The following is a 26,187-nucleotide window of genomic DNA, read 5'->3' as shown; positions in this document are numbered from 1 at the left end:
TTCTCCAGCCAGCTTAACATAGTGGTTCTGGATCACTGGTTATCGTGAGCTCTCTTCCACTAGTTATGTCTATAATCGGCCTCGCTATGACCAGCTTCCTATAATCGCCCCTAGCTACGCCCTGGAGTCCGTAGGCGAGGGTGACGAAGCTCTTACCAGTGCCGGTGGGGCCGAAGACCCCTATTATCTCGAAGCTCTTATCCCTGAGTGCTTCTATCAGTTTCTTCTGGCCTTCACTCATCGGCTGGATGATTTCGAAGACGTTCTCCAGGCTCTTACTCATCCTCCAGCACCTCCAATTAATTGAGTAGCATGAAACGCGGGGTTTAAGCGTTTGAATCGGCTAGAGGAGTTCAGGGGAGATACAGGTTCTTCAGCTTAGACTCTAGGTCCTCGCGGAAAGCCCACCTCTCCATAACCCTCTCGAGCTCGTCAAGGTCAAGCTCATACACCAGGGCTCCACCTATAGGCTCGGCTGGCACCAGAGAGCCGTCGGGAGAATACACTCTACTCCCCCCACCAGTGATCCGCCCGTCTGGGTAGCGGACGCCGATACTGTTCACTCCTATAGTGAAGGCCACATTCTCCGCCGCCCTAGCCTGGAGAACGCTCCACCATAGGCCAAGCCTATCACCCGGTATAGCAGCAGGGTTATACAGTACATTCGCACCCATCACTGCAAGCCGGCGGGAGACCTCTGGGTAGAATATGTCAACGCACGCGACACAACCTATCCCAGCCTCGCCCACCCAGACTACTCTCGAGACCCTTCCCTCAGCGATCCACCCGCGCTCCCCCACAGCCTTACTAGGAAACCTCTTCTCGCATACAAGCTCTACACGCCCATTAATGACCGCGTAGCCCCTGCTCCTCACGCCATCAGGGAGGTTAATGTAGGCGAGACCGGCGAAGAAGTCGGTGCCAGTTGATTCATAAACTTCCTCCAGGAGCGCGGTGTAATCCTCCTCATCCAGGGGGTCCCTGGAAAGCCAGTTCTCGGGGAGGAAAGCCACTATCCCCTCACGGGCCTTCCCTACTCTTTCAAGCACCCTTACTATGATCTCCCGGTTCCTCTCCGGCGAGGGGTCCCTTGGAGCCTCAACCACCGCTACCCGTACCCTGCCCATACTGGTTCACCTTCTCGCCCGCTAGGAGTATTGAGGCGATAATCCCCGCCATGGCTGGGGTTAACTCTACAGCGTAGAAGCTATAGAACGTCCTGTTTCCGAGAAGCCATACTAGAGCGTATACTGCGAGGGTCCCGATATAGAAGAAGGGGGCCACCGTCACCGTCCTGTAGCGGTCGAGTGTGGAGCCTAGGATCACCAGGGGTATTATGCTAGCGACTGCTAGCGCGTGGAGAGACGTAGCAACCACGGCCGGCTCTATTATCGGGTTAAAGGAGTAGTAGAAGGGGTTCTCGTTCAATATCCATCCTATAGGTGTAGACGTAGGGGGTCCCGGCGGCCTCGAGGTCGTATGCCATTTCAATGCGTTTATGGTCTCCCTCACTATGTCTACTGGCCCAAAGTATGCGATGAGGGGGATCATGACGATAACGTAGACTAGGAGAGGTAGAAGTATGTCCTCGGACAGCCTCTTCGCCCTCTCCCTAAGGCTCCCATAGAGGAGGTCGTACAACATTATAGCCAGGATCCCAGCTACACCGCTCATCTTCACAGACGAGGCGAGCCCAGCAGCTATGAGGGCAGGCCTCCTCCGCCCTGCCACCAGGAGGGCGAGGGAGAGGGATAGGAAGAATGCTAGATGTATATCGAGCATTGCTAGGGATCCCGCGTACACTAGTATGGGGTCTGCAGCGGCAGCCGCCGCGGCGGCGATGGCGATTAGGATTGAGAGCATAGTTCTCCTGGATGCAGCCCAGAATGCCAGCCCTAGTATGAGCGGGATCATCCCTGCTTCCAGGATGCTGGGTAGCCTCCACCCAAGCGGGTTATCACCGTAGAGGAGCATGGAGAGCGCAATAATGTACTTGCCTAGGGGAGGGTGCTCTAGGTTGAAATAGTCCGGGTTGGTCTTATTGCTATACATTGACTCGTTTACTTGAACGTGAAATATCTCCTGGAGATAGCGTCTAGCGGTGTCTACATAGTAGATCTCGTCGCTGACGTACAGGCTCCCACGGTGGTAGTTAGCGATTGCTAAACTATAGGACTTGTATGAGACGTAGGCCGAGATCGGTAGAATCAACAATATCACTATAATGGTTGAAAACGCTTTCATAGATCCGGTGTGAGAGCGAGCGGTCAGCGTAGCTCAGCCTCCTCATGCCTGGGTTCAGGCGCCTCTTCTCCTCATCCCACTACAATAGGTTTAATCTATGGCACGTTTTAAATCCCCCGCTGCGAACAGGTATCCTAGAAAGGACCGGTGGATCCGTGTGTCTAGAAGCGCTAAGAAGAGGAAGAGGGACCCCTATTCTACAAACCTTGAAAGGCTCAGCGTCTACCCATCGTATAGGAGAAGCGTGAGCAAGGCTAGGGAGGCTGAGCGCGAGCAAGGGTTGAGGGAGGGCTCCATAATCCGTGTTAGGATATCGGGAATCGACGACGAGGGTAAGCCTACCGGCTTCTACAAGGGGTACGAGGTATCCATAGAAGTTAGGGGCAGGGAGCCTGAGCCAGGAGAGTCTGTAGCTGTTAGGGTGAAGAGGATTTCGGGTAGAAAGGTTTCCGGAGAGCTGGCAGAGGGTGGAGAAACAGATTAACTCGCTAGGATAAGCTAGGGGTAGAGGGGAGACGCTGTGGGACAGGCCTCTAGGAGCAGCCTCGAGGAGGCGGAGAAGTGCCGGCGCGGGAGAGACTTCTTAAGGCATATAGTAAACCATGTCCTCTCGGAGACGGCCGATAAGATACCTTTGAGTGTCTTCAACGAGATAAGGAACAGGTTCTCCAGGGCCGAGGAGACTTACAGGTTCACAAAGTTCGGCGGGAACCCTATAAGGCTTAAAGACTATCTTGAAAGCCCCGAGTTCCAATCTCTACTAGCATATGCTAAGGCCATGAACGCGCAGTGGGTGATCGAGAGGATCCTAGAGGCCACTATAAGGGAGTATAGGGACCTGTGCCCCTCAATAGCTGAGACGGCTGAGAGGATCCTAGAAGAGGCTAGGAAGCAGGTGGAGGAGGCCGGGAAGACTAAGCTCTCCCCCGAAGTGGTTTATAGGACGCTGAAGATGAAGGGCTATAAAGCCACTCTCCGCGACGATGGAGTAGTATTCATTGAAGGCACCAACTTCACGGTCACGTTGAAAGTGACAGAGTCAACGATATCCTACACCATATGTAGGGAGGGGAAGGCTACAAACCTCGCATCCATAGAGGCTAAGATCGAGAAGATAAGAGAGCTCTAAGCGCCTCCAATCCAACCCCTGGCTCCGCCGAGAATGTTTTAAGAAGTAGCCGTATACTGGCACCCTCCGCGATGAACCCCCTCCAGAAGCTGTCTGGAAGTCTATATAGGAGTCTGGCTCCCCGCTCGGGCTCGAGATTCTCTATTGCTCTCAAAAGCCTCCTAGTTAGTCTAGCCTCGCCTGCAAGGGGTGCTACCAGCCTACTATACTCCCGTACAGGGTCTGCGCTGTCAAGGGACCTGGATGCTAGGAGGGCTGACAGGAGGGCCATCCGTATCCCTTCGCCTCCAGCACTATTTATCAAGCCAGCGGCCTCGCCCAGCCTGATTACCCCGTCGCCTGCCGGCTCTACCCTAGAGTATACTGCTATGGGAGCGGCTCTCTCATCTATTATCCTCACCTTTCCATTAAACCTCTCTCCTAGAATCCTCTTGACATAGCTTTTTACCTCGGCTAGACTAGACCCCTTGAGGCCTCCCCCCGCATTCACGATACCGTCGCCCATGTGGGAGGGGAAGATCCATGCTAGACCCGCCCTCCTAGTCTCGAAGTGGAGTAGAGCGGTATCCTGGTCCCATGAGTCTACGCGTGCGAGGATACGATACGTGATGATGTAGGTGTCTCTTCTAGGATGAGCGTAGGGTCCCCTGGCGTTGACCCTAACCCAGCCCTTCTCCCTAAGGGGATCAGCATGCCTAATCCTTATCTCTGCCCCTTCAGCTTCAGCCGCCTCCCTGAGGAAGCCTACGAGCCTAGTCTTGTCAACAATATACCATGCGGGCCGCTCATGCTCGATAGTCTTAACCCCATAGCCTGGTACCTCGACTATGTGGCGTTTAACCGTACCGGATATGCTTCCAGACCTCCTTAGAATGTCATCGTACTCCTCCCTGATAATAATGGCGTCACCGCAGGGCTTGATATAGGTCTTCTGGAAGTCATAGGCTCTAACCCTATACCCTTTACCAGCGGCCTTCCAGGCGAGCAGGGAGCCTCCTGGCCCAAGGCCCACGATCACGATCTCCGGCTTGCCCAACTCCTACCCCATCCTCTACGAGGAGTCTAGGAAACCTGATTAAAGCCCCGGTTAATACGGTTCGAGAGAGGGTCTCCGAGGGTGGCTAGACTACAGCTTCCAGTAGAGGCTACTAAGAGTAGGAGCGGCCTCCACGCCGCCAGATCAATCATACTAGTGATCCATGGGGATAGTGTGAGGGTGATAGATAAACCCACGCATCCAGGCAGGGGGACCTACTCGCGGGGTACGGCGGGGCTGGCGGAGGTCGATGTGCCTGAGGGAGGAGTACTCGTACACGCCTGGCTCATCCTCAACCCTAGAGGACACGTTAAGGGCTTACTCCGGGTCTACGATTCCAGCGGGAAGCTCGTCCTCGCAGCTAGGCTCTCGAGGAGGAAGATACGCAGGATAATGGGGGACTCCAGCTATGCATGGGCTGTGGAGAAGGCTGTTGATTACCTGAAGCTCTCCAAGCACGTTAGACGATACAATTGGAGGACGGGTGTCCAAGAGGTTGGAGCATAGCGAGCCCGTATCAAGCTATGAGGAGGCCCTGAGGAGGCTAGACCTAGTAGCTAGAAGGCAGAAGGGCCAGGTCATATACGTGTACCGGGAGGAGAGTAGGGAGGAGTTCCGGGACGAGGTGCCTCTATCACGCCTCGGCCTGCCGGATCCGCTGGAGAGGGCCCTCGAAGCCTACGGTATTAGGGGCCTCTATAGGTTCCAGGCCGATGCTCTAGAACGGTATAGGGGTGGAGAGGACCTTGTTATAGTAGCGGGGACGGGTACCGGGAAGACTGAGGCGTTCACCATACCCCTGCTTGAAGACCTCATAGGGAGGAGGGAGGCTTACACGAAGCCATACGCGATCCTAGTCTATCCTACAAAGGCTCTTGCAAGGGACCAGTATATCCGGTTGAGGCGCTTAGCTGAGGGGCATCTAGGCTTCAGGGTCGCCGTGCTCGACGGGGACACGCCGAGGGACGAGCGTTCCCGGATCTACTCGAGCCCACCGCACATACTAGTAACCAACCCCGACATGATCCATTACGGCCTCATACACTCCCAGCAGATCAGGAGGCTCCTCTCAAACGCCAAGGTCCTGGTACTGGATGAGATGCACGTCTACAAGGGGATATTCGGGACCCACGTTAAGTGGGTGGTCTATAGGCTCCAGAGGCTGGCGGGAGACCTCCGCTTCATAGGTGCTGGGGCTACTATAGGCAACCCGGAGGAGCTGGGGTCGAAGCTATTCGGCAGGAGGCCCAGTATAGTATGGGGGCCTAGGAGGAGGAAGGGTGAGGCAGTACACGCGCTAGTAAGCATAGGCTCTGGTAGCAGGTGGACGCTCTCCGCAGCAGTTATCGCGGCGCTTACTAAGATGGGGTTGAAGACCCTCGCGTTCGTTGATAGCCAGCAGATGGCTGAGCTGGTAGCCAGAATCGCCGGGAGGAGTTATGGTGTAAGGGTTGGAATCCACAGGGCCGGGCTCCCAGCAGATTATAGGAGGAGGGTTGAAGACGAGTTCCGCGAAGGGACCCTCAAGGCTGTCGTGGCGACCCCCACAATGGAGCTTGGAATAGATCTCGGAGACCTCGACGCTGTCCTCATGGTTAACCTCCCCCATAGCTTCTCAAGCTACCTCCAAAGGGCTGGAAGGGCTGGGAGGAGAGATAACCCCGGCCTTATAGTAACGCTCCTCGGAGACAACCCTATAGAAGCTTACTTTACAAGGAGGCCCAGAGAGTTCTTTGCGCAGAGCCCGGACCCCAGCTACATCGAGCCATCCAACAGGGAGGTTGCGAGGGTACACCTCGTTGCACTAGCCATGCAGGAGGGGTTGCTGGACAAGTCGACGCTCCCCCCGGAACTAGCTGCTGTGGCGGAGGAAGCGGAGTCACTGGGTCTTGTAAGGGATGTGAGGGGAAAGCTCTACCCCGACTGGGGGAAGGCGAGGCAGTACATCGAGGAGCAGGGCGGGTTGAGGAGCGTAGGCCCTCAAGTCACGATACTAGAGGATGGAAAGAAGAAGATCGGGTACCGGGAGATGCCAGCTGCCCTCTACGACCTCTACCCTGGAGCCATATACTATCATATGGGTAAACTCTACCTCTCAGTCAAGCTCAACCTGGAACGCATGGTGGCGGAGGTTAGAAGGCTGGGGGCAAACGTCAACTTCTACACGAAACCCCTATACACTGTCAACGTAGTAGAGATACTCCCATTAGAGTCGAGAGACCTAGGCCCCCTCCACCTAGTATACGCTGATGTGAAGCTAGTCATAATGGTTACAGGGTATATTGTTAGAGAAGAATACACTGGCAGAAAGCTCTACGTGAACGACTACAAGGAGCCCCTGAAATGGTCCTACTACACAAAGGCAATGGTGACAAGGTACCCGAACCCAGGGATTACTTCGCCCACAGCCCTCATAAGCGGCTACCACGCTCTAGAGCACGCGATTATAGCGGCGGCTAAGCCGGTGGTTGGAGCATCAGAACACGGACCTCGGAGGAATAAGCTATCCTTCAGGGCACATAGTTATCTATGACTCCGCCCCCGGAGGCCATGGAGCCTCGAGGCTAGTGTACGAGAGACTCGACAGGATCCACGAGGTCGTCGAGAAGATCCTGGTGGAGTGCGACTGCGAGGACGGCTGCCCCAAATGCGTTTACAGCCCGTACTGTGGAAACAACAACATGTTCCTCTCTAGGAAGAACGCCTACAAGATACTAAGACACGTATTCAAACTGGAGAAGCCCACGTCTGCTAAGATGAAAGCTATGAAGCCAGAGGGCAAACCGATAGCATAAGCTCAATATACTTTAAAAACAATAAAAAGAAGTTATAGTGGTTACTGGGCCTTCTCGCAGGCCCTCTTGAGGAAGCTCTTCGCCAGCTCCTTCTCCTCGGCGGTGGCCTTGTCGTCGTAGCAGAACCACCAGTCCTTGCAGGTGTAGTTCTTCAACCTCTCTTCAGCCTCGGCTACAGTTGATGCGGGCGGTACAATCAGGTTGTCTCCTATGATCTCGTTGTTGGGCCAGTTGGCTGGAACCGCCCTACCGTACTTGTCAACCAGCTGTAGACCGAGCACCATCCTGAGTATCTCGTCTATCAGCCTGCCAAGCTCCTGTGGATAGTAGAGTATCGCCCTAACGATGCCCTTATCATCCACTATGAAGACGGCTCTCACAGTGTGGGTGGAGCTCTGGGCGTGGAGCAGGCCGAGCTTCTTGGACACGTGGCCCTGTGGGTCGGCTATGATCGGGAAGGGTATCTTCACACCCAGCTCCTTCTCGATCCACTCCTTCCACTTAATGTGGCTGAAGGTGCTGTCAACGCTGAGGCCTATGAGCTCGGTGTTGAGCTTCTTGAAGTCCTCATACCTCTTAGCGAACGCTACGAACTCAGTGGTGCAGACTGGCGTGAAGTCCGCCGGGTGGCTGAAGAGGACGAACCACTTCCCCTTGAAGGCGTCTGGCAGCTTGATGACGCCGTGATCGGTTACGACCTCCATCTCAGGGAACTTCTCTCCGATTAACGGTATTTCTCCGGGCATATCCATCCCCTCTTGTCCGAAATGATTTCGTATTAGTAGGGATATAAAAGCTTGTCTATAATGATTTAAAAAGTCCCGTTGATACTTGTAAAAGTAATGTTCCTCTAAGTGCTTTTCCTGGAGAGGATAGCCTTCTATGACCCGGCTACGGAACCCTAATAAACCCCTCCGGCGATTCAATGGATTACAGGAGTGTATGCGGCGGTCGTTTAGCCTGGACTAGGACGCCGGCCTGCCAAGCCGGAGGTCCCGGGTTCAAATCCCGGCCGCCGCACCATAATCGCTAATAACAACTCCAACAATATTCTACAAGTTATTAGTTAATCTATTGTTATACAGTATTTGGTGGGGTACCTCCCAGAAAAAAATTATTTAAATAATAATATAAGAATAAACGGGAGTATAGGCTAGCTAACCATTTTTTAACCTGCAGGGGGAGGCTTCATATCTCTGTGGGAAGGAGTAAAGGGTACTACCGGGTGAATTACGTTGAACAAGAGGAGGGATAAGGGGCAGTCGCACTCTACGAGGCCCGCCAGGCCCACAGTGCCAGCATGGATAGTGTATACTCCGGAGGAGATAGAGAGCATTATTGAGGAGCTGGCTAGGAAGGGCTATGGTCCCAGCATGATTGGCATAATCCTCAGGGACCAGTTCGGCATTCCTCTAGTGAAGCCTCTACTTGGCAAGACTATCACGGATGTTCTCAGGGAGAGAGGGGTGGCCCCACCGCTGCCGGAGGACTTGATGACCCTGATAAGGAAGGCCGTCAACCTGAGGCGCCACCTGTCGGAGCATCCGAAGGACGTGCATGCTAAGAAGGGCCTGCTCGACCTAGAGTCGAAGATTAGGAGGCTGGTGAAATACTATAAGAGGAGGGGAGTGCTCCCTCCAAACTGGAAGTACAGCCCGGAGAGGGCGAAGCTACTCGTCGCGGAGTACAGCTGATCCCCTCCTCTAGGACTCCCCACCCATTAAATTCTCCCCTACTAGAACACTATAGGGTAGGATGGGATAGTTGCTTAAGCTAGTGCTGAAGCCGGGGGACGGCCTGGAGAGGAGCCTATCCGCTGGGGCCAGGCAGCTTGAGAGGCTAATCGAGGATGGAATAAGGGAGGGCTACGTTAGGCTAAGAGTATACCCGAGGGCCGACCTCTTGATAGCCTCCGCCGCCTTCCTCTCCCTCCTCTACTCGTTCAACATCCGCCCACTCTTCAAGGTGTCTGTTAAGCCCCCCTCAGCCATCGATGTCCCAACGATGATCCTGGGATACAATAACCCCTCGTATAAGACGGGGGATGTCTCTTCAACGCTTGTATCCATCTCCCTACAGGCAGACAACCCGCCTCCCCCCAGCGCCACCTATATCTCTGGCGAGGGAAGCGTGCCCGCGATGCTGGGGCTCCTGCTAGCGAGGGCTGGAGCCAGCTATGCTAGGACTGAGTGGCTCCTCCTACTCCTATCAGCGGCTTACTGGGGAGAGTATATTGAGAAGTCGGGGAAGATGCATGGATTAGATGCTCTCCTATACAGTGAGCTCTCGAGGATGAATACTGGGCTGGAGATTGTGAACACGTTGAAGGTGTACAAGCCTACAAGCACGCCGCTCTGCCAGGCAGTGGCTAGAACCATAGACCCCTACTACCCCGGCCTGACGGGGGACCCCGACGCCTGCACTGAACTCCTCCAGGGTAGCGGGGTGGGGGAGCTAGCGGGTAGGATTGCAGCGAGGCTGTCACCAGAAGAGCTTGAGAAGACTGCTCTAGTGATCCTTTCCCATTTGAAGGATGAGGTTGGGCAGAGCATAGATGTCAGCGAGTATGTCGCCGGCCTGGTAGTTTCTAGGACGCTGGGCTTCGACCCTAGGCTGAGAGCTAACAGCATACTCTACGCGGCGGATTCCATAGGAGACCCCTCCCTAGCAGTCTCGATAGCGTCACAGCAGGATACTGTGGCTGAGAAGCTCGAAGAGCACCACATGGACTCCGCGCAGGCCTTCGCCGCCATAGTGGGAGAAGCAAGGCTGGTTAAGACCAAGGTGCAGCCATGGATAAGAGGGTATAAAGTGATGGATGAGGTCAGGGTTTCACCATTATTCCTCTGGCGGGCCCTGAAGCTGAGTGGAAGGATCAATGATTCCCACCTCCTATTCGACTATGAAGGTAAGCTCTGCGCCTCATCCCTCCAGGTGGAGGAGGCCCTAGGCTACGGGGAGGCTAGGAAGCTTGTAGAGGTGAAAGCTGCGGTCGAGGAGGGGCTCCGTCTATGCGTGAGGGAGAATGCGTCGCGAGGCTGAGGATCGAATCCCCAGACGCCCTCCACATAGTTAGAGCAGTGCAGCCCGATAATCGCGAGACGCCCCCACACATAAGAGTATCATGCCAGCCCCTAGGGGGGAGCGTTGAGTGTATTGTGGTGGTGGAGGGCTGCAGGGACCCTAAGAGGATAATGACCCTGAGAAACACGGTTGACGATCTCCTACTAGCCGTGAGGGCGGCTGTTGAATCGCTGGATAGCGGGTAAAAACACCTTTAAACTCGGCCGAGAGCACCATCCTAGGAAGGGTAGCGGTGGATGAGTAATGGCTAGAAGGAGGCGTGGAAGGCCCTCTGGCGACACGTGGAGGCTAAAGAAATGGTATAACGTCGTAGCACCCCCAGTCTTCGGCGAGGCCCCGCTGGGGACGACGCCTGCGGATGATCCGGACAAGCTGATCGGGAGAGTAATGGAGGTAACACTCTTCGACATAACAGGCGACTACGCCCACGTCCACATAAAACTATACTTCCAGATAGTAAGGGTGGAGGGAGACACCGCCTACACGAGGTTCAAGGGCCACGAGCTCCTCAGGGACTATATAAGGAGCCTCACCCGTAGGAAGAGCAGCAAGATTACAGGCATATTTGATGTATGGACCAAGGACGGCTACGGGCTGAGAGTCACCAGCATGGTATTCACCAGGTACAGGTGCAAGACTAGCCAGAAGAAGCTGATAAGGAAGAGGATGAAGGAGATCATCGAGAAGCGCGCGGCTGAGAGCACCCTAGACGAGTTCATACAGGCAATGGTCTTCAGCGACCAGGAGGGAAGCCTGGCCCAGGAGATCGATGAGGCGGCGAGGAAGATCTACGCTATAAGGAAGGTTGAGATAGCCAAGTCCAAGCTCCTCTGGATCCCCGGACCCGAGGGCCCGCAGAAGGCCGTAGTTGTCTCGCCCCTCCAGCTGAAGGCTACCTAGCGATTTTAACGCGAGGGAACACCCATATTGTCCTCCCCCAACCCAAAACCCTGCATCCTAGTCAAGACAAGCCTAGGCATGGAGAAGATAGCAGCGGCTAGGATCGAGGAAGAGTTCCCCTGGCTAAGAGCAGAGCCCCTCCCCAGGGGCTTCAAGGGGCTAGTCCTCGTATACGGGTGCAAGGGTGGAGAGGAGGAAGCTATAGGGGAGAGGATCGTAGAGGCTGACAGGATCATACCCGTGGAATCAGTGGTTGAGGCTGACCCGGAGAAGATAGCCGAGGAGGCTGCAAGGCTTGCAAGGGAGCGTATTAGTAGAGAGGAGTGCTTCGCCGTGAGAACAGTGCGGAGGGGGAGGCACAATTATACCAGTATCGACGTGAACGTGATCGTTGGCGACAGGGTTAGGCGTGCTACAGGTGCATGTGTAAACCTCACCCGCCCCGACAAGATCGTTATGGTCGAGATAATACAGGATAAAGCGTTGATCTCGATACAGCCCGGTACGATAGAATGGAGGAAGATGAGGCCCGGCAAGAACGACGTCACAAGACTATTCAGGAGGCTCAGTATAGTACAGATGCCCTACCTGGGCCCACTAGAGGCTTGCAGGAAGATGGGTGTAAGGATCGGGAGGGAGGTCCAGAACTTCGAGGTAAGAGAGCTCGTTGTGGCACCCACGGGCAGAGTCAACACGTGGCAGCTGGCAGAGTTCCTAAACGGGCTGCGGGAGGGGATAGAGTCTAGGTATAGGATACAGTTGAAGAGCTATCATAGAGGAGCTAGGAGGGTCCCCGTATACGTGCAGGACCTCCACCAGCTCGTGAGGGAGAGGAGGAACGAGGTCATAATAGTCCTGGAACCAGAGGGGGAGCCCGTCTCGAAGGTGGCTGACCAGCTCTGGGAGCTAATCAGGAGTGGGAGGAGGATAAACGTCCTAGCAGGGTCCCGGGAGGGGATCCCGCTGGGAGTATACCGGTACGCGGACCTAGTAGTCGATATAGCGCCGGGCGTAACCCTCTCAACCGAGTACGCTGTAGCGTCCGCGTTAATAGCCTTCGCCACCCTACTCCACGATAGGCTCGGAGGGCTGGAAGTTGAAGAGCCTCCTAGTACTAGCGGCGGGGAAGGGGGAGAGGCTGAGGCCCATCACAGAGACGAGGCCTAAGCCCCTAATACCCGTAGTCAACGAGACCCTCCTCTCCAGGCACCTCAGGCTCGCCGCAAAATACTATCACCCAGACGAGATCGTCATTGTATCATCCTACATGAAGGAGAAGCTCGAGCAGTACCTGTCGGAGATAGGAGTCGAGGCGGAGGTAGTGGATCAGGGTGGAGAGCTGGGGACGGGTCACGCGATAAGGGTCGGGCTCGAGAGGGTTGAGGGAGACGAGATACTAGTAGTATACTCCGACACCTACGTTGGGGAAGGAGTATACAAGGCTGTGTCAGGGGCAGAGGCACCCTCTATACTGGCATACTCGACCGATAAGCCCTGGGAGTACGGAGTCATAGTTGTACGAGACGAGGGATTCGCGGGGATCGTTGAGAAGCCGGAGCCTGGAAAAGAGCCCAGCAACCTCATATTTGCAGGCATGATCAAGATATCCAGTGAACACGCCAAATACTTCCAAGAACTACCATTATCCCCCCGGGGGGAGTATGAGGCGACCGACGCCCTCACCGCTATGGCCATGGACTACACTGTAGGGATAGTTAGGGTCCCTGATGGAGAGGTATGGATGGATATCGGCAGGCCCTGGGACCTGCTCGATGCCTCAAGGCACAGGCTCGAGGAGCTGTTGAAGACGGGTAGGAGTATTGAGGGAGAAGTCTCCCCCCACGCTCACCTAGAGGGGCCCGTGATCGTGGAGGAGGGGGCGAGGATTAAGCCCTACACTCTAGTAGTGGGCCCCGCATATATAGGGGCGGGCGCCGAGGTTGGGCCCCACGCCTATATCAGGCCCTGGACTGTCATGTTGAGGGACAGCAAGGCTGGCCACTCCACGGAAGTTAAGGCTTCAATACTATTCGAGGGGGCGAAGGCCCCGCACCTAAGCTATGTTGGCGACAGCATAGTTGGAGAGCACGTTAACCTCGGCGCGGGCACTGTTACTGCAAATCTGCGCTTCGACAAGGGCACCGTGAAGATGACGGTGAAGGGGAAGAGAGTGGATACTGGAAGGAGGAAGCTGGGAGCTGTAATAGGAGGCTACGCCCAAACCGGTATAAACGTATCAATATATCCCGGGGTGAAGATAGGCTCCCACGCCCTAATCTACCCGGGATGCACTGTGAAGAGGGACGTTGAGAGAGGCGGTGTCCTTAAGTGCTAGAGTCCCCCGACATAGCACTACTCTACCTCGGAGACAGGAGGGTCGCTTACTCGAGCCTAGCCTTCCACCTCCTCCGAGGCTACCTGGCAGAGCTGGGCGCGAGGATAGCGGTGTACTTCCTCGAGGATAACGGGGTGGTTGCTGAGAAGGAGTCTCCCCACCCTTCCAGGGCCAAGTTGATACTCACAAGCCTACCCTACGAGATACTCTATAAGGACCTTGTGCAAGCCCTGGACATACTTGGAATACCGGTCTGGAGGAGGGATAGGAGGGAGGGACCCCTAATACTCGCCGGCGGCCCCGCCGTAACAGCGAACCCGGCCCCGCTACTAGATATACTCGACCTCATACTGGTGGGGGAGGCGGAGCCGGTCCTCGAGGAGATAGTAGAAGCACTCCAGTACGACTCCAGGGAGAAGATACTAGCCAAGCTCTCGGGGGTAGAAGGAATACTAGCACCGGAATACAAGGAGAGGGCGAGGAGAGTCTACGCTCCAAGCCTCGACGACGCATGGTATCCTGTGGACCAGAGGATCCCCAAGGACGTAGAGCCCGTTTGGGGCAGGGCCTTCATGCTCGAGACGACACGTGGATGCGCCCGGGGATGCAGGTTCTGCATGGAGGGCATGATCTTCAGGCCCAAACGGGACAGGTCCTACACCAGGCTCAGGGGACTCCTAGACGAGGGCATAGAATACTCTGGTGTGGGTAAGGTTAGCTTCTACAGTCTAGCCTTCTTCGACTCCCCCCACGCCGAGAGGATCCTCGAGTACGCGGTCACCAAGGGATTGGAGGTGTCGGTGCCGAGTATAAGGGCTGAGACTCTAACCCGGGAGCGGGCTGAGCTGATAGCGGCTGGAGGCCAAAGGACCATAACCATAGCCCCCGAGACGGGGAGTTGCAGGCTGGGGAGAGCGATCAACAAGTGCATAGGAGTGGAGGGAACCCTTGCAGCGATCAATGAAGCATTGGAGGGGGGAGTGAGGAACGTTAAACTCTACATAATAGTGGGATTCCCCGGGGAAACCAAGGAGGACTTCATGGAGACCGTTAGTCTAGTCGAGGAGGCCTCCACCATCGTGGCCAGGGGTGGAGGGACCCTCAAGGTTGCCGTGAACCCCTTCATGCCCAAGCCAGTCACGCCGCTCCAGTGGGCGGGCGCTCCAGAGAGGCGGCTCGTCGAGGATCGGATTAGGGTGCTGAAGAAGAGGGCCTCCATGAGGGGGGCTAGAGTCTCAGGCTATGATCCAAGGTGGGGTGTTGTCCAAACCGTACTATCCCGTGGGGATAGGCGGGTCGGTAGGCTTATCGTAGAATGGGCTAGGAGGGGTGGGAGGCTGGGCTCCTTCAAGACTGTGGCCCGACTGCTCGGCCTAGACCTCGACGAATACCTGGGAGAGAAGCCCTTGGAGTGGACTCCTCCATGGCACGTGCTCGTTGAACACCCCTACGCTAGCTTGAGGATGCTGAGGTTCGAGTACGAGTCGTACAGGAATGCTATCTCCTCATGAGGTCGATCAACCTAGCAGGGCTGCTGGTCAGCCAGCTTGAAGCGTATTCCGCCGGGACCCCGAAGAGCTCGCCTACACCTATAGCTGAGAGGGGATGCCATAGCTCCCCCGCAGTCCTAGCTGCGCTTACAAGTGCGAGATCGACCCTGTAGGCGTATGCCCTCCTCAATACTAGATAGTAGTAGCGCCAGACACTCCTCCCCCTCCCCATTATAAGGAGGTCTAATGGAACTAGGACCAGCCCCCACCCCCTCTCATGGAATAATGTGCGGGTGCTTCTATCAACCAGCCTCTCCATCCCAGGGACTGCTACGAAGCCTGCGAATTTCTTGTTGGAGCTGGAGTAGCGTGCGACGTCCTGGTTAACCCCTTTCACGAAGAGGAGGGAGCCTCGAGGCTCCCCGGCGAGCTTGGAGGCGACCTCCCTTCTACTAGCCCCCTCAACAACAGCTACTCTAACGATATCGACCCCGGCCTCCTTGGAGATCCTCTTAGCCTCCCCCCAGTCGCCGGCATACTCTACTCCTACGAGGCAGTAACCCATGCTACCAGCAGCCTCTAGGATCTCGCGGAGGGACCCTGCGTCACGGGGTCTAGTGTAGAGGTCTATGTAGCACTTCACTCTCCGGCTTCCTCCAGCCTCTTCCTATATTCTTCGAGGGCCTTTCTCCTCCTGCCCTCGAAACCTACAGTTATACGCACCACGTCGTCGGCCTCGTAGAGTATAAGCCTGCCCAGGTATGCGTCTTGCTTGCTCAGGCGGAAGTATAGTGTCCCATTCTTATCAACTCTCTCCTCGAGGCTGTCTAGGAGCATGGAGACGTCGCCCTTACCCAGCCTAGAGAGTATTGATTTGAGAGCCTTAGAGGCGGCTTGTGGGTCCCTAATCCTAGCAGTCACCACTATAACCGGGTTGCCGTAGTGCCCCTCATACTTCTCCTCTACCACCTCGGCACTGCTCCACAGGTCTTCCCCTAGGATCCTCCTTAGGGCCTCTAGGACTCTCTCCCTCTCCTCGGTTGCGTGGACGTATGCTCTCAGCTCTAGCGTCTTGACGCCCAAAAGAGACCACTCTCCACATGCTCCTCTTAGGAGGGAGTTTGTTGGAGAGGGATATGGTCTTTTTACTGCAGGTCTCCCTTGTGGTACTTCTCCCTTATCTCGTCGGGCTCTATCAGCCTCGCCCCTCTGCTCGCCTCATGCCTCTTCTTCAGCAGGCGCTCCTTCATCTTCTTCTTCCACTTGTACTTGTGTGTTCCCTTCAGGCCCCTAGTCTTCCTGAGACCCCTCATCTTCTTGCCAGCACTGGTTAGGCCCCTGAAGGGCCTCCCCTTGTGCTTGCCGCTCGCTACCCAGGAGAGCTCTGGATCCAACTTGATCGCTGGGTGGTTGGGGTCTACCAGTATGACCTCGTACCACTTGTAGAGGCCATCTTCTCCAACATAGTAGCTGTTCAAGACGATCATGTTGGGGTACTTCCTCTGAGCCCTCTCCTCAGCTATAAGCCTAATGCTCTTCGCGGGGGCGAAGCCGTATACGCCCATCCTCTTGGGCCTGCGGCCCTTGTTGGGCCTAGGCTTCCTCCTACCACCCTTTCTAACCCTAACACGGACTACTATTACACCCTGCTTCGCCTTATAGCCTAGGCTCCTAGCCCTATCCAGCCTGGTAGGCCTGTCTATCCTTACTATGGCAGGCTGCCTCCTCCACTCTATGAGCCTCTGCCTCATCAGCTCGCCGTGCTCGCCATCGTAGGGCCTCCTCCAAGCCTCGGCGATGTAGTGATACACTGACTTAGCCATCCATCGCACCCCTATATCCGCGTCTACCCGGAGACTGGTAGGGGTTGCTCCGAGGATTTTAAACTGTCACCCGTCAACCCGGTCTCCCTGGGAGGGTTAAGAGTCTTGGAGGCATCCCGCATACTCATAGGCGTTGTTGGGAAGACTAATGTGGGAAAGTCAACCTTCTTCGCCGCAGCCACAGAGACGGTTGTGGAGATAGCTAATAGGCCATTCGTCACTATCAAGGCTAACGTTGGAGTCTCCTATGTTAGGAAGAGGTGCGTCCACGTCTCCCTGGGTCTCCCGAAGTGCGACGCCCGGAACAGTATCTGTATGGAGGGGGAGAGGTTCATACCTGTCAAGATGATGGATGTCGCTGGCCTTGTGCCGGGGGCCCATGAGGGGAGGGGGCTTGGGAACAGGTTCCTAGACGACTTGAGGCAGGCAGACGTGCTGTTGCTAGTGGTGGATGCGAGCGGCGCCACTGACCCCGAGGGGGTCCCTGTGAAGCCGGGCTCCTATGACCCGGTCGAGGAGGTAAGGGAGATACTGGTGGAGATAGACGAGTGGATGTACTCTATCGTGTCGCGAGACTGGTCCAAGTTCGCGAGGACCGTGGATACCAGCGGGGTCCTAAACGTCCCAGGCGCCATAGCCCAGAGGCTCTCGGGCCTCAGTATTAGAAAGCAACACGTTGTCGAGGCGCTAGAGGTGACTGGGCTCTCTGATAAGAAGCTGTCCAGCTGGACCAGCGATGAGCTCAGGAACTTTATGGCGACCCTGAGGAGGATTGCGAAGCCCATCGTTATAGTAGCGAACAAGGTTGATGTCCCAATCGCGGAGGAGAATGTTGGGAGGCTTAGGGAAGCCTACCCCGACTACCCCGTAGTCCCGGCTAGTGCTGCAGCCGAGCTCCTATTGAGGAGGCTCTCAAAGAAAGGCGTGATCAAGTACATCCCCGGCGACAGCTCCTACACGGTAATCGATGAAAGCGCCCTGGACGAGAAGTCCAGGAGGCTTCTAGCAATAGTCGACAGGGTGCTGGAGAAGTGGGGGTCGACTGGTGTCCAGCAGGCGATTAATAAGGCTGTATTCGACGTCCTCGACCATATAGTAGTGTATCCTGTCGAGGATCCGAACAAGTTTACCGATAAGGAAGGCAGGATCCTGCCGGACGCTCTCCTGGTCCCGAGGGGGACGACTGTTAGGGAGCTGGCGTACATGATACACACGGATCTAGGGAGGACTTTCCTCTACGCCATAAACGCTAAGACGAAGCAGAGGATAGGGGAATCATACGTGCTACAGGATGACGATGTGGTTAAGATAGTGGCGGCAGCCAAGTAGAGCTACTTCTTCCTTACCCCAGCCCTCTTCAAGGCCTTCTTAAGGGTGCCGCTGGTATAGAGGGGGACCAGCCTGACCTTTTCACCGCGAATATCGCGGACAAGCCCCAGTATGGCGAGGGCTCTATACTTGTAAGTGTTCCTTACTCGGAGAATCCCGATCCTTCGTTCTGGATAGTATGCGATCAGGTGGAGGCCTGAGTCCACGAGGCCCGTCTCCCCGAGCACTTCTCTAGCAGCTCCAATGATCGCTTTAGCAACCTCCTTCTCACTATATTCTCTAGTGGACTGGACCTCGAACACAATGTACCTTTTCCTGGGCTTGCTCGCAGCCTCCCTAAACCCCTTGAGCACCCTAGCCTCAGAACTGGCGGCTGAGATTAGCCTAGAGATCCTCCGCGCTAGAGATTCCACCCTGTAGAGTGTATAGAGGGATACGAGTAGGGAGACGCTCGACACCGCTATTGCCACTAGATAGCCTATGCCCACGCCATTCTCACCCCTCAGCGGAGAGAAGAGCTTCGATCACCCTCTCCGTCACTGGTCGGTCTCTTCATCATCGGTCGTGTAATGGAGGGCATTAACTGTATTATTTAAAGCCCTTCCACACCCTCTATCGCCTTGGGATAATTGAGGGTGTTGGAAGGATGGCAATGCTACCCCAGACAGCGTATGATAGAGCGACGATAATATTCTCGCCCGAAGGCGACCTATACCAGGTAAGGTATGCGTTCGAAGCTGTCAGGAAGGGATGGACTAGTATAGGGGTAAGGGGGAAGGACGCGGTAGTCCTAGCGGCCGAGAAGAGGAAGCTGACCAAGCTCCTAGATCTTGAAAGCATCGAGAAGATATACAAGGTCGACGATCATATCGGAGTAGCCTTCGCCGGTATGGGGAGCGACGGCAGGGTGCTCATAGATCAGGCGAGGATAATTGCCGTTAGACACAGGCTCCTCTACGGGGAGCCCCCGACAGTAGACTATGTCGCCAAGACCATATCCGACATTAAGCAGATCTACACTCAGCACGGTGGGGTTAGACCCTTCGGCGTCTCACTAGTATTCGGAGGAGTCAACCCCGACGGTAGCGTGAGGCTCCTCAAGACCGATCCGGGAGGCCAGTACTTCAGCTACTACGCCGTAGCTATCGGGTCGGGAGAATCATTCGTGAGCCAGTTCCTAGAGGAACACTACAGGAAGGATATGAGCTTCGACGAGATAGTAGACCTGGCGCTCGAAGCCCTATTCAAGAGCAAGCTCGAGACTGCGGGGGAGAAGCCGTCCCCCGAGGAGCTCTTCAAGGAATACCATAATCTGGTAGAGATCGGGTATGTTAAGGCCGACGAGAAGGTCTTCAAGAAGATGAGCCCGGAGGAGCTACGGGAGAGGATAAACGCGTTAAAGGATAGGCTTTTGAAGAAGTAGCCGGGTCCCGCCTTCTAGTTTTTACCCCTTCAATGGTAAACCTGTATATCTTGGGGGACGATTAGTGCCAGGTAAGAAGCCAGACTATGTCATCGCCTGGATCGAGGTAAAGGGGAAGCGGTTCGAGATCCTGGTTAGACCCGACCCGGCCTTCAAGTTCAAGGAGGGCGAGAATGTCGATATAGAGGACATACTATGGACGGATACAATCTACAGGGACTCGAGGAAGGGGTTAAAAGCCAGCCCCGCCGAGGTGAAGAGTGCATTCGGCACCGAGGATCCAAGGAGGATAGCTGAGAAGATCCTGCGTGAGGGCCAGATCCAGCTGACGGAGGAGCAGAGGAGGAAGCTGATAGAGGCTAAGAAGAAGCAGATCATAACCTACATAGCGAGGAACGCGATAGACCCGAAGACCGGGAAGCCTATACCAGAGACTAGGATAGAGACTGCGTTCGAGCAGCTGAGAATAGGGGTAGACCCCTTCAAGGACGCTGAAACCCAGGCTGTAGAGGCTGTGCGCAGGATTGCTACCTTAATGCCGATAAAGCTGGCTAAGGCGGTGGTGAGGGCTGAGATACCAGCCCAGTACTCGGGGAGGATCTACAGGGAGCTCCAGAGGCTGGGGCATCTGCTTAAAACTGATTGGAGGCACGACGGGACCCTAGTAGCAGAACTAGAGATCCCCGCTGGTTCACAGGTTGAGGTGGTCTCTAGGATACAGGGTCTCACCAAGGGACAGGCTAGGGTAGATGTTAAGGTGGTGAAGTAGTGTCCGGAGAGCTTAAGAGCAGGAGAATAGTGGTACCCGGTGAGCGGTTGCCGGAGGGTGTTGAGGTCCGGGAGCCGTATGTTATCGAGGAGGGAGGAGCCCTCATAGCGACAGTTATGGGTATCCTAGACACTCACGGGGAGAAGCCGAACTTTATCCCCCTCCAAACAGTCTACGTGCCCAAGCCGGGAGATGTAGTGATAGGAATGATCCAGTCGATAGGAGTGATGAACTGGCAGGTCGACATAAACTCGCCATACATAGCAGTGCTTAACGCCCAGGACTTTCTCGGGCGCCCCTATAACCCTCTAACAGACGATCTCACCCAGTACCTCGCGGTGGGGGACTACATTAAAGCTAAGGTCGTAGCATTCGACAGGAGCAGGAGCCCCCTCTTAACAGTACAGGAGAAAGGGCTCGGCAAGATAACCGAGGGGAAGATAGTAGAGATACAGGCGGCGAAGATACCGAGGGTTATAGGGAAGAAGAGGAGCATGATCTCGATGCTAGAGGAGGAGCTCGGCTGCGAGATATTCGCTGCAGTTAATGGTAGGATACACATTAAGTGCTCCGATAAGGAGCGGGAATCCATACTGGTGCTCGCGATTAAAATGATCGAGCGGGAAGCCCATAAGGTGGGGTTGACTGCTAGAGTGCAAGAGTATATTGAGGAGTTGAAGAAGGTGAAGGGTGTAGAGTGATGGCGAAAGCATCTGGAGTCAAACTGATAGACGAGTTCGGTCGCCGGCACGATGGCCGGTTACCTGAGGAGATGAGACCCGTAACCATGAGGGTCAACGTCCTCGACAATGCAGACGGGTCGGCGCTCGTAGAATTCGGCAGGACTAGGGTCCTCGCCGCAGTCTACGGGCCCCGAGAGCCTGTTCAGAGGTTCATGATCCTCCCGGATCGAGCATTGCTAAGGGTTAGGTATCATATGGCTCCCTTCTCCACGGCTGAGAGGAAGAGCCCCGCTCCCTCCAGGAGGGAGATAGAGCTTTCAAAGGTGATTAGGGAGGCCTTTGAAGACATAATACTGGTCAAGTACTTCCCGAGAACAGCGATCGATATCTTCCTAGAAGTACTCCAGGCAGATGGAGGGACGAGAACCGCCGCGGTCACGGCCGCATCACTCGCCCTCGCGAACGCAGGGATACCCATGAAGGCCCTAGTAGCAGGGATAGCGGTTGGCAAGGTTGAAGGAGTACTGGTGCTAGACATAGACGAGGTCGAGGATGGAACGGGAGAAGCTGATATGCCGGTAGCGGCTGCTCCGGATATAGGTAAGATAACACTATTCCAGCTAAACGGGGTCCTAACAAGAGAGGAGATTGAGAGGGGGCTAGACATGGCCCTAGAGGCTATAAAGAAGCTAGTCGAGCTCGAGAAGAGAACCCTAGTGGAAGAGTACGTCTCCACTGAAGAGGAGGTGTGATCGTGGTGAGCCTAACTCCATTCAGGGTACCCATAGTTCCAGAGCTCAGGAAGTCCACTATCCTATCCCTCATCTCTAAAGGGCTGAGGGTTGAGGAGAGGGACCTCTACACTCCAAGACTTGTCAAAATCGAGACTGGAGTAATAGAGAGGGCTGAGGGATCCGCTCAGGTAACGCTGGGTAAGACTAAGGTACTTGTAGGCGTGAAGGTAGATGTCGGCTCCCCCTTCAAGGATACTCCAGATGAGGGAGTCGTAGCTGTGAACGCAGAGTTCGTACCAGTAGCCTCGCCTATGTTTGAGCCCGGCCCGCCGGACGAGAACGCGATAGAGCTGGCTAGAGTTATTGATAGGAGTATTAGGGAGACGAACGCTGTTGATAGGAAGAGCCTAGTGATAATACCCGGCCTAAAAGTATGGGTGGTCCACGTAGACATATACGTGTTGAACTATGACGGGAACCTCTTCGACGCCAGCATGCTGGCGACGATGGCTGCCCTGATAGATACAAGGCTCCCAGACTACGAGGAGCTAGAGACCGGCGAGATAATTATTAAAGAGGGTGAGAAGAAGACTCCCCTCAAGATCAACAAGCTAGTAACCACGGTGAACATTGCAAAGATCGGGGACTATCTAATAGTTGACCCAAACCTGGACGAGGAAACCGTAGCAGATACTAGGATAGTGGTGGCGTATGACCACGAGGGTAACATTGTAGGTGTACAAAAGACGGGTCCTGGCTCAATGACTAGAGAGGAAGTCTTGAAAGCGATAGACATCGGGGCTAGAGCGGCGCGTGTATATTTTAAATCCCTACAAGAGGCCCTAGGTGATCGGTTGCCGGTGAAAATAGGCTGAGAGAGGGCGGTCAACGATGGCGAGGAGGACTAAGATAGTGGGTCCAGTCGGCTCATATGGGCCGAGATACGGTGTAAGCGTCAGGAAGAGGGTTAGGGATATCCTGGAGAGGAAGAAGGCGCCACACGCATGCCCATTCTGTGGGAGGACGGGCACAGTATATAGGGTTGCGGTAGGAATATGGGCTTGTAAGAAGTGTGGTAACGTATGGGCTGGTGCAGCATATACTCCAAGGTCTGGTATAGCGCCATACTTCAAGAAATATATAATAAAACAATAAAATACTTTTATCAGTGGGAGAAGGATGACAGGGATCCTGGTAACTACTAGCAGGAGGCCCACTCCACGTATCCGTTCTCTAGTGAAAGACCTTGCATCCATCCTCCCCAGGGCAGAGAAGTTTACCCGGGGCCACTACTCAATGGTAGAGTTATCAGTGGAAGCACGCCTCCGCGGGGCTGACAAGGTCGTAGTGGTGGGAGGAAAGAGGGGAAACCCGAGTATAATAAGGATCTACAAGGTTACAGATGAGGGGCTTGAGAACACTGTGTCCTTCATAGTCAAAGGGGTAGCGCTCTCTAGAGAGCTTAAAAGGCCCCTTCCAGAGATGAGCCCTTCCCGCATTATAGTTGAGACTGATGGTAACCAGATCTCAAACGAGTTCGCAGACGCCTTCATAAAAGCCTTCGACGCTAAAGTCTTCGAGCGCCCCAGGGAGACGGATATCGTAGCAGTCCTCGCCGCCGAGTCTGATTCGGTCGTGAGGGTAGAGTTTAGGTTTAGAGGGTCGCCGGTAGGGCCAAGGCTGCGCCTCGCCAAGCCCAAACGGATGGTTAAGGGGGAACCCGAGGAGTGAACGCCGAGTACAAGTTATGCCTAGGCGAGGACTCTATCCACGTGTATAATTCTCTAAAGGCGGAGGAGAAGTCTAGGGGCCCCGAGAAGGGTAGCGTTAAGATAATGCTGGATGACGACTGTGTAGTCATCGTAGTGGAGTCGAGGACCCTCTCGGGCCTCCGAGCACTATCAAACTCTTTCCTCCTCCTAGCCCACTCGGCATATAGTGCTATAAGGAGTGCCGGGCGCTCTTCCCGGGTCTAGCTTTTAATAGCGCCCCACTCCGCCCAATCCCCGGTGACAGGGGTAGTGGGCGCGATAGAGAGAATACCACCCCAGGTAGAGGCCAAGTACAGGAAGTTCCTCCAGGCCAGAGAGCTCCTCGCGAGGGTTGTCCAGGAGAAGGCCCTATTGGAGGCTCAACTAGCTGATGTCGAGAAGCTCCTTGACGAGTTACAGAATGTAGGCGACGACACAGAGCTCTATAGGATGAAGGGTTTCGTTCTAGTAAAGACCGATAAACAGTCGCTCGTCAAAGACCTCGAGTCGAGGAAGGAGAACCTCGAGCTCAAACTGATGGCGCTGAAGAAGCAGGAGGAGAGCCTCCAAAAGGAGGTAGAGAGGCTCAGCAAGGAATTAGCCGCTATGCTGGGAAGCACCGGTGGAAGCCCTGTTGGAGCCGGATGAAGAAGTCATAGAGAGGGCCCTTGAAAAGGCGGAAGAAGCAGCCCGCAGAGTGATAGAGAACGCGCTAGGCCCGAGGGCCCTCAACTACAACCTCCAATTATCAACAATATACGACTCTCAGGGAGTGGTGAGACTCATAGTAGACATCTCGATAACAAGGCCCCGAGCCCATAAAGGGATCCTAGACGAGGTGATCGAGGCTGCAATCGCAGTGGCAGAGAGGGTATTCGAGGCGGAAATCAATAAGGCGGTGGGCAAAGGAGCTAGCAGAGGCGCTGAGAAGCGCTGACACCGCCCTGGTAGCGGGTCATTCTAACGCCGATCCAGACGCGGTCGGCTCTATGCTGGTAGCGTCAAGGATACTGAGAGAGTACGGGGTAAGGGTATGCCACTATATCCCTGAGGGACCCTCAAAGGCGGCTCGAGCCATTCTAGAGGAGCTGGGTGTGGAGCTGGAGCCCTGTCAGCCTGAAGGAGCCGGGCTAATCATAGTCGTGGACTCCTCGAATCCGGCGCAGCTAGGGGCTCTGGGAGGGAAGCTGGAGGGTTCAAAGATCATACTAGTAGATCATCACAGTCCCGGCGGGCTGATGGAGATAGCGGATCTCCCGATAGTGGATCCAGAGGCAGCATCTACGTCGGAACTCATAGGAGTACTAGCCGCTACACTTGGGGTGAGGCTCAACGATAAGGAGGCCTCCGCCGGCCTAACAGGGATAGCCTATGATACAAGGAGATTCCGGATAATCGGCGCATACACGTTTGATGCGGCCTCATACTATTCAAGCCAGGGGGGAAGGATAATCGAGCCCCCCAGCGAGGAGATAGGGTTCTCAGAGCGCTATGCAAGGGTTAAGGCGGCGTCTAGGGCTAGGGTAGCGAGGATCTGTAAGGAGCTCATACTGGCAGTGACCCATGTTGGAAGCTACGAGTCCAGCGCAGCCAGGGCACTACTAGACGTGGGGGCCGATATAGTAGTGGTAGTGGCTGGAAGCGGTAGAGCCAGGAGGATCTCGGTTAGGGTCTCTGGGAGGGCGGTGTCCAGTGGGGTCGCGGCGGACGAGCTAGCCCGATTCATAGCCGAGAAGCTTGGGGGAGAGGGAGGAGGCCATGCTCAAGCGGCTATGGTCCACCTGCCAGAGGAGGGAGGGGACCCCTCTAATATAGCGGAGGAGCTGGCGAGGAGCTTACAGGGTAAGGCTGCTAGGCTATGCGTTAGGGGGCGGGAGACTCGTGGCTAAAGATGATTGGAAGAGCAAAGTCATAGTCTACGCTGACGTTAGGGAGGAGAAGAGTGGCATCCCAGACCTGCTGCGATCATCTAATCTAATGGTTGTGGTGAAGCAGCTGAGCCTAGGAGACTACATAGTTTCGGACCAGATTGCAGTTGAGAGAAAGTCTGCGGGCGACTTCGCCCGCTCCCTCTTCGATGGGAGGCTCTTTGACCAGGCTAAGAGGCTGGCAGAGCATTACCCGGTAGTAGTATATGTGGTTGAGGGGAACCCCCTCCGCCTTTATAGGTATAGGAATAGGGTAAAGCAGCTGACTGCGGCTATCACAACGCTTGTTGTAGACTTCAACGCTAGGGTCATCTATAGTGAGGGTCCCTGGCACACCGCCATGATAATAGAGTCGCTTGCGAAGAGAGCCTCTCGCGAGAGGAGACAGGTAGTCCTACACAAGAAGCCAAGGCTCTCCTCCATCAGAGACTGGCAGTTATATATTGTAGAGTCATTTCCTGGTATAGGACCCAAGACTGCCGAAAGGATACTCGAAGAATTCGGGACTATCGAGAGGTTTGTGAACGCAGGGATCGTTGAGCTCTCAAGGATACCGGGGATTGGAGAGAAGAAGGCGGAGGAGATTAAGAGGATACTTAAAACCCCATACAAGCCCGGGGAGCGGAAGAAGGGAGGGACCCTCGAAGACTTCGTTGGATGAACCCAGCTTTACCCTTCTTCTGATTTTATAAACCCTACTCTAAACCCCTCAACCAACGGAGTTGAATGACAGG

General features: G+C 55.1%; 34 protein-coding genes and 1 tRNA gene. 26 read left to right on the top strand and 9 right to left on the bottom strand.

Going from position 1 to position 26,187, the window contains the following annotated elements; translation table 11 throughout:
• Positions 1 to 13 precede the first annotated feature (13 nt).
• The 3 genes from ACZ47H_RS06035 to ACZ47H_RS06025 all read right to left on the bottom strand — a co-directional run bounded on the left by ACZ47H_RS06035 (position 14) and on the right by ACZ47H_RS06025 (position 2,211).
• Complete coding sequence (locus tag ACZ47H_RS06035) at positions 14 to 283, bottom strand: PhoH family protein (protein ID WP_464932796.1); 270 nt, start codon at positions 281 to 283, stop codon at positions 14 to 16.
• 70 nt (positions 284 to 353) lie between these two features.
• Positions 354 to 1,127: a carbon-nitrogen hydrolase family protein gene (locus ACZ47H_RS06030; protein WP_464932795.1), complete on the bottom strand. Its 774-nt coding sequence runs from the start codon at positions 1,125 to 1,127 to the stop codon at positions 354 to 356.
• Positions 1,099 to 2,211, bottom strand: a complete 1,113-nt coding sequence (locus tag ACZ47H_RS06025) for a glycosyltransferase family 39 protein (RefSeq protein WP_464932794.1) — start codon at positions 2,209 to 2,211, stop codon at positions 1,099 to 1,101. The genes ACZ47H_RS06030 and ACZ47H_RS06025 overlap by 29 nt, the downstream gene beginning before the upstream one ends.
• A gap of 190 nt (positions 2,212 to 2,401) precedes the next feature.
• Here ACZ47H_RS06025 and ACZ47H_RS06020 point away from each other — a divergent pair, with 190 nt between their 5' ends.
• On the top strand, positions 2,402 to 2,728 hold the full coding sequence (locus tag ACZ47H_RS06020) for a hypothetical protein (protein WP_464932793.1): 327 nt from the start codon (positions 2,402 to 2,404) through the stop codon (positions 2,726 to 2,728).
• Between the two features lie 36 nt (positions 2,729 to 2,764).
• On the top strand, positions 2,765 to 3,373 hold the full coding sequence (locus ACZ47H_RS06015; RefSeq protein WP_464932792.1) for a hypothetical protein: 609 nt from the start codon (positions 2,765 to 2,767) through the stop codon (positions 3,371 to 3,373).
• Here the strand turns inward: ACZ47H_RS06015 and ACZ47H_RS06010 are convergent.
• Positions 3,345 to 4,409: a geranylgeranyl reductase family protein gene (locus ACZ47H_RS06010; protein WP_464932791.1), complete on the bottom strand. Its 1,065-nt coding sequence runs from the start codon at positions 4,407 to 4,409 to the stop codon at positions 3,345 to 3,347. The two genes, ACZ47H_RS06015 and ACZ47H_RS06010, sit on opposite strands and share 29 nt — an antisense overlap.
• 81 nt (positions 4,410 to 4,490) lie before the next feature.
• On the opposite strand from ACZ47H_RS06010, the gene ACZ47H_RS06005 reads away from it, so the two are divergent.
• The 3 genes from ACZ47H_RS06005 to ACZ47H_RS05995 are packed head-to-tail and all read left to right on the top strand — an operon-like array spanning position 4,491 to position 7,204.
• Complete coding sequence (locus ACZ47H_RS06005; RefSeq protein ID WP_464932790.1) at positions 4,491 to 4,916, top strand: hypothetical protein; 426 nt, start codon at positions 4,491 to 4,493, stop codon at positions 4,914 to 4,916.
• A complete protein-coding gene (locus ACZ47H_RS06000) occupies positions 4,906 to 6,942 on the top strand; it encodes a DEAD/DEAH box helicase (protein ID WP_464932789.1) in 2,037 nt (678 codons plus the stop codon). Before ACZ47H_RS06005 ends, ACZ47H_RS06000 begins: the two co-directional genes overlap by 11 nt.
• A complete protein-coding gene (locus tag ACZ47H_RS05995; protein ID WP_464932788.1) occupies positions 6,878 to 7,204 on the top strand; it encodes a Zn-binding domain-containing protein in 327 nt (108 codons plus the stop codon). The genes ACZ47H_RS06000 and ACZ47H_RS05995 overlap by 65 nt, the downstream gene beginning before the upstream one ends.
• Before the next feature lie 41 nt (positions 7,205 to 7,245).
• On the opposite strand, the gene ACZ47H_RS05990 is transcribed toward ACZ47H_RS05995, so the two are convergent.
• Complete coding sequence (locus tag ACZ47H_RS05990) at positions 7,246 to 7,950, bottom strand: peroxiredoxin (protein ID WP_464932787.1); 705 nt, start codon at positions 7,948 to 7,950, stop codon at positions 7,246 to 7,248.
• A 198-nt stretch (positions 7,951 to 8,148) separates the two neighbouring features.
• Between ACZ47H_RS05990 and ACZ47H_RS05985 the strand changes: the two genes are divergently transcribed.
• From ACZ47H_RS05985 to ACZ47H_RS05950, 8 genes are all read left to right on the top strand, one after another.
• Positions 8,149 to 8,227, top strand: a tRNA-Gly gene (locus ACZ47H_RS05985).
• A 212-nt stretch (positions 8,228 to 8,439) separates the two neighbouring features.
• The gene (locus tag ACZ47H_RS05980) at positions 8,440 to 8,898 is read left to right on the top strand and encodes a 30S ribosomal protein S15 (protein WP_464932786.1); all 459 of its coding nucleotides are present in this window, start codon (positions 8,440 to 8,442) and stop codon (positions 8,896 to 8,898) included.
• A 70-nt stretch (positions 8,899 to 8,968) separates the two neighbouring features.
• On the top strand, positions 8,969 to 10,246 hold the full coding sequence (locus ACZ47H_RS05975) for a hypothetical protein (protein ID WP_464932785.1): 1,278 nt from the start codon (positions 8,969 to 8,971) through the stop codon (positions 10,244 to 10,246).
• Positions 10,216 to 10,473 carry a KEOPS complex subunit Pcc1 gene (locus ACZ47H_RS05970; RefSeq protein WP_464932784.1) on the top strand — a complete coding sequence of 86 codons (258 nt, stop codon included), beginning with the start codon at positions 10,216 to 10,218 and terminating at the stop codon, positions 10,471 to 10,473. The genes ACZ47H_RS05975 and ACZ47H_RS05970 overlap by 31 nt, the downstream gene beginning before the upstream one ends.
• A 58-nt stretch (positions 10,474 to 10,531) precedes the next feature.
• Positions 10,532 to 11,188 carry a 30S ribosomal protein S3ae gene (locus ACZ47H_RS05965; RefSeq protein WP_464932783.1) on the top strand — a complete coding sequence of 219 codons (657 nt, stop codon included), beginning with the start codon at positions 10,532 to 10,534 and terminating at the stop codon, positions 11,186 to 11,188.
• 27 nt (positions 11,189 to 11,215) lie between these two features.
• Complete coding sequence (locus tag ACZ47H_RS05960; protein ID WP_464932782.1) at positions 11,216 to 12,355, top strand: SPOUT family RNA methylase; 1,140 nt, start codon at positions 11,216 to 11,218, stop codon at positions 12,353 to 12,355.
• Positions 12,285 to 13,523: a bifunctional sugar-1-phosphate nucleotidylyltransferase/acetyltransferase gene (gene glmU, locus ACZ47H_RS05955; protein ID WP_464932781.1), complete on the top strand. Its 1,239-nt coding sequence runs from the start codon at positions 12,285 to 12,287 to the stop codon at positions 13,521 to 13,523. Before ACZ47H_RS05960 ends, glmU begins: the two co-directional genes overlap by 71 nt.
• On the top strand, positions 13,517 to 15,034 hold the full coding sequence (locus ACZ47H_RS05950; protein WP_464932780.1) for a radical SAM protein: 1,518 nt from the start codon (positions 13,517 to 13,519) through the stop codon (positions 15,032 to 15,034). The genes glmU and ACZ47H_RS05950 overlap by 7 nt, the downstream gene beginning before the upstream one ends.
• On the opposite strand, the gene ACZ47H_RS05945 is transcribed toward ACZ47H_RS05950, so the two are convergent.
• The 3 genes from ACZ47H_RS05945 to ACZ47H_RS05935 form a co-directional block, all read right to left on the bottom strand.
• The gene (locus ACZ47H_RS05945) at positions 15,021 to 15,656 is read right to left on the bottom strand and encodes a hypothetical protein (RefSeq protein ID WP_464932779.1); all 636 of its coding nucleotides are present in this window, start codon (positions 15,654 to 15,656) and stop codon (positions 15,021 to 15,023) included. The genes ACZ47H_RS05950 and ACZ47H_RS05945 overlap by 14 nt on opposite strands.
• The gene (locus tag ACZ47H_RS05940; protein WP_464932778.1) at positions 15,653 to 16,096 is read right to left on the bottom strand and encodes an RNA-binding domain-containing protein; all 444 of its coding nucleotides are present in this window, start codon (positions 16,094 to 16,096) and stop codon (positions 15,653 to 15,655) included. The genes ACZ47H_RS05945 and ACZ47H_RS05940 overlap by 4 nt, the downstream gene beginning before the upstream one ends.
• A gap of 62 nt (positions 16,097 to 16,158) precedes the next feature.
• On the bottom strand, positions 16,159 to 16,836 hold the full coding sequence (locus ACZ47H_RS05935; RefSeq protein ID WP_464932777.1) for a 50S ribosomal protein L15e: 678 nt from the start codon (positions 16,834 to 16,836) through the stop codon (positions 16,159 to 16,161).
• Positions 16,837 to 16,941: 105 nt separating this feature from the next.
• Between ACZ47H_RS05935 and ACZ47H_RS05930 the strand changes: the two genes are divergently transcribed.
• Positions 16,942 to 18,165 (top strand): redox-regulated ATPase YchF, encoded by a 1,224-nt coding sequence (locus tag ACZ47H_RS05930; RefSeq protein ID WP_464932776.1) that lies wholly within the window; start codon positions 16,942 to 16,944, stop codon positions 18,163 to 18,165.
• Between the two features lie 2 nt (positions 18,166 to 18,167).
• Here ACZ47H_RS05930 and ACZ47H_RS05925 read toward each other — a convergent pair whose 3' ends face one another.
• Positions 18,168 to 18,653, bottom strand: coding sequence for an Rpp14/Pop5 family protein (locus tag ACZ47H_RS05925; RefSeq protein ID WP_464932775.1), 486 nt, complete (start codon positions 18,651 to 18,653; stop codon positions 18,168 to 18,170).
• Positions 18,654 to 18,811: 158 nt separating this feature from the next.
• Here ACZ47H_RS05925 and psmA point away from each other — a divergent pair, with 158 nt between their 5' ends.
• The 12 genes from psmA to ACZ47H_RS05865 all read left to right on the top strand — a co-directional run bounded on the left by psmA (position 18,812) and on the right by ACZ47H_RS05865 (position 26,114).
• Complete coding sequence (gene psmA / locus ACZ47H_RS05920; protein WP_464932774.1) at positions 18,812 to 19,588, top strand: archaeal proteasome endopeptidase complex subunit alpha; 777 nt, start codon at positions 18,812 to 18,814, stop codon at positions 19,586 to 19,588.
• 64 nt (positions 19,589 to 19,652) lie between these two features.
• Positions 19,653 to 20,357 carry a ribosome assembly factor SBDS gene (locus ACZ47H_RS05915; RefSeq protein ID WP_464932773.1) on the top strand — a complete coding sequence of 235 codons (705 nt, stop codon included), beginning with the start codon at positions 19,653 to 19,655 and terminating at the stop codon, positions 20,355 to 20,357.
• Positions 20,357 to 21,058, top strand: coding sequence for an exosome complex RNA-binding protein Rrp4 (rrp4, locus tag ACZ47H_RS05910; protein ID WP_464932772.1), 702 nt, complete (start codon positions 20,357 to 20,359; stop codon positions 21,056 to 21,058). Before ACZ47H_RS05915 ends, rrp4 begins: the two co-directional genes overlap by 1 nt.
• Entirely contained in the window at positions 21,058 to 21,792 is a 735-nt protein-coding gene (gene rrp41 / locus ACZ47H_RS05905; RefSeq protein ID WP_464932771.1) for an exosome complex exonuclease Rrp41, read from the top strand. The genes rrp4 and rrp41 overlap by 1 nt, the downstream gene beginning before the upstream one ends.
• A gap of 2 nt (positions 21,793 to 21,794) precedes the next feature.
• Complete coding sequence (gene rrp42, locus ACZ47H_RS05900; RefSeq protein WP_464932770.1) at positions 21,795 to 22,649, top strand: exosome complex protein Rrp42; 855 nt, start codon at positions 21,795 to 21,797, stop codon at positions 22,647 to 22,649.
• A gap of 16 nt (positions 22,650 to 22,665) precedes the next feature.
• Positions 22,666 to 22,929: a 50S ribosomal protein L37ae gene (locus ACZ47H_RS05895; RefSeq protein WP_464932769.1), complete on the top strand. Its 264-nt coding sequence runs from the start codon at positions 22,666 to 22,668 to the stop codon at positions 22,927 to 22,929.
• Between the two features lie 24 nt (positions 22,930 to 22,953).
• Positions 22,954 to 23,505, top strand: a complete 552-nt coding sequence (locus tag ACZ47H_RS05890; RefSeq protein WP_464932768.1) for a Brix domain-containing protein — start codon at positions 22,954 to 22,956, stop codon at positions 23,503 to 23,505.
• Positions 23,502 to 23,750: a KEOPS complex subunit Pcc1 gene (locus tag ACZ47H_RS05885; RefSeq protein WP_464932767.1), complete on the top strand. Its 249-nt coding sequence runs from the start codon at positions 23,502 to 23,504 to the stop codon at positions 23,748 to 23,750. Before ACZ47H_RS05890 ends, ACZ47H_RS05885 begins: the two co-directional genes overlap by 4 nt.
• A gap of 45 nt (positions 23,751 to 23,795) precedes the next feature.
• Positions 23,796 to 24,173 (top strand): prefoldin subunit beta, encoded by a 378-nt coding sequence (locus ACZ47H_RS05880; RefSeq protein ID WP_464932766.1) that lies wholly within the window; start codon positions 23,796 to 23,798, stop codon positions 24,171 to 24,173.
• Positions 24,160 to 24,462 (top strand): hypothetical protein, encoded by a 303-nt coding sequence (locus tag ACZ47H_RS05875; RefSeq protein ID WP_464932765.1) that lies wholly within the window; start codon positions 24,160 to 24,162, stop codon positions 24,460 to 24,462. The genes ACZ47H_RS05880 and ACZ47H_RS05875 overlap by 14 nt, the downstream gene beginning before the upstream one ends.
• Positions 24,374 to 25,414 (top strand): DHH family phosphoesterase, encoded by a 1,041-nt coding sequence (locus ACZ47H_RS05870; protein WP_464933959.1) that lies wholly within the window; start codon positions 24,374 to 24,376, stop codon positions 25,412 to 25,414. Before ACZ47H_RS05875 ends, ACZ47H_RS05870 begins: the two co-directional genes overlap by 89 nt.
• A complete protein-coding gene (locus tag ACZ47H_RS05865) occupies positions 25,407 to 26,114 on the top strand; it encodes an ERCC4 domain-containing protein (RefSeq protein WP_464932764.1) in 708 nt (235 codons plus the stop codon). Before ACZ47H_RS05870 ends, ACZ47H_RS05865 begins: the two co-directional genes overlap by 8 nt.
• The last annotated feature ends 73 nt before the right edge of the window (positions 26,115 to 26,187 follow it).

It is taken from the genome of Thermodiscus maritimus (assembly GCF_055382595.1).
Note: the sequence above shows the minus strand (reverse complement) of the source record. Positions and strands in the feature narration are given on the sequence as shown.

Excerpts from the sequence above, each read along its gene's own strand:
- rrp41 (WP_464932771.1), top strand. The coding sequence starts at position 21,058 with ATGGCGAAAGCATCTGGAGTCAAACTGATAGACGAGTTCGGTCGCCGG.
- ACZ47H_RS06030 (WP_464932795.1), bottom strand. The coding sequence starts at position 1,127 with ATGGGCAGGGTACGGGTAGCGGTGGTTGAGGCTCCAAGGGACCCCTCG.
- ACZ47H_RS05990 (WP_464932787.1), bottom strand. The coding sequence starts at position 7,950 with ATGCCCGGAGAAATACCGTTAATCGGAGAGAAGTTCCCTGAGATGGAG.
- ACZ47H_RS06035 (WP_464932796.1), bottom strand. The coding sequence starts at position 283 with ATGAGTAAGAGCCTGGAGAACGTCTTCGAAATCATCCAGCCGATGAGT.
- ACZ47H_RS05895 (WP_464932769.1), top strand. The coding sequence starts at position 22,666 with ATGGCGAGGAGGACTAAGATAGTGGGTCCAGTCGGCTCATATGGGCCG.
- ACZ47H_RS05970 (WP_464932784.1), top strand. The coding sequence starts at position 10,216 with ATGCGTGAGGGAGAATGCGTCGCGAGGCTGAGGATCGAATCCCCAGAC.
- psmA (WP_464932774.1), top strand. The coding sequence starts at position 18,812 with ATGGCAATGCTACCCCAGACAGCGTATGATAGAGCGACGATAATATTC.
- ACZ47H_RS05890 (WP_464932768.1), top strand. The coding sequence starts at position 22,954 with ATGACAGGGATCCTGGTAACTACTAGCAGGAGGCCCACTCCACGTATC.
- ACZ47H_RS05965 (WP_464932783.1), top strand. The coding sequence starts at position 10,532 with ATGGCTAGAAGGAGGCGTGGAAGGCCCTCTGGCGACACGTGGAGGCTA.
- ACZ47H_RS05935 (WP_464932777.1), bottom strand. The coding sequence starts at position 16,836 with ATGGCTAAGTCAGTGTATCACTACATCGCCGAGGCTTGGAGGAGGCCC.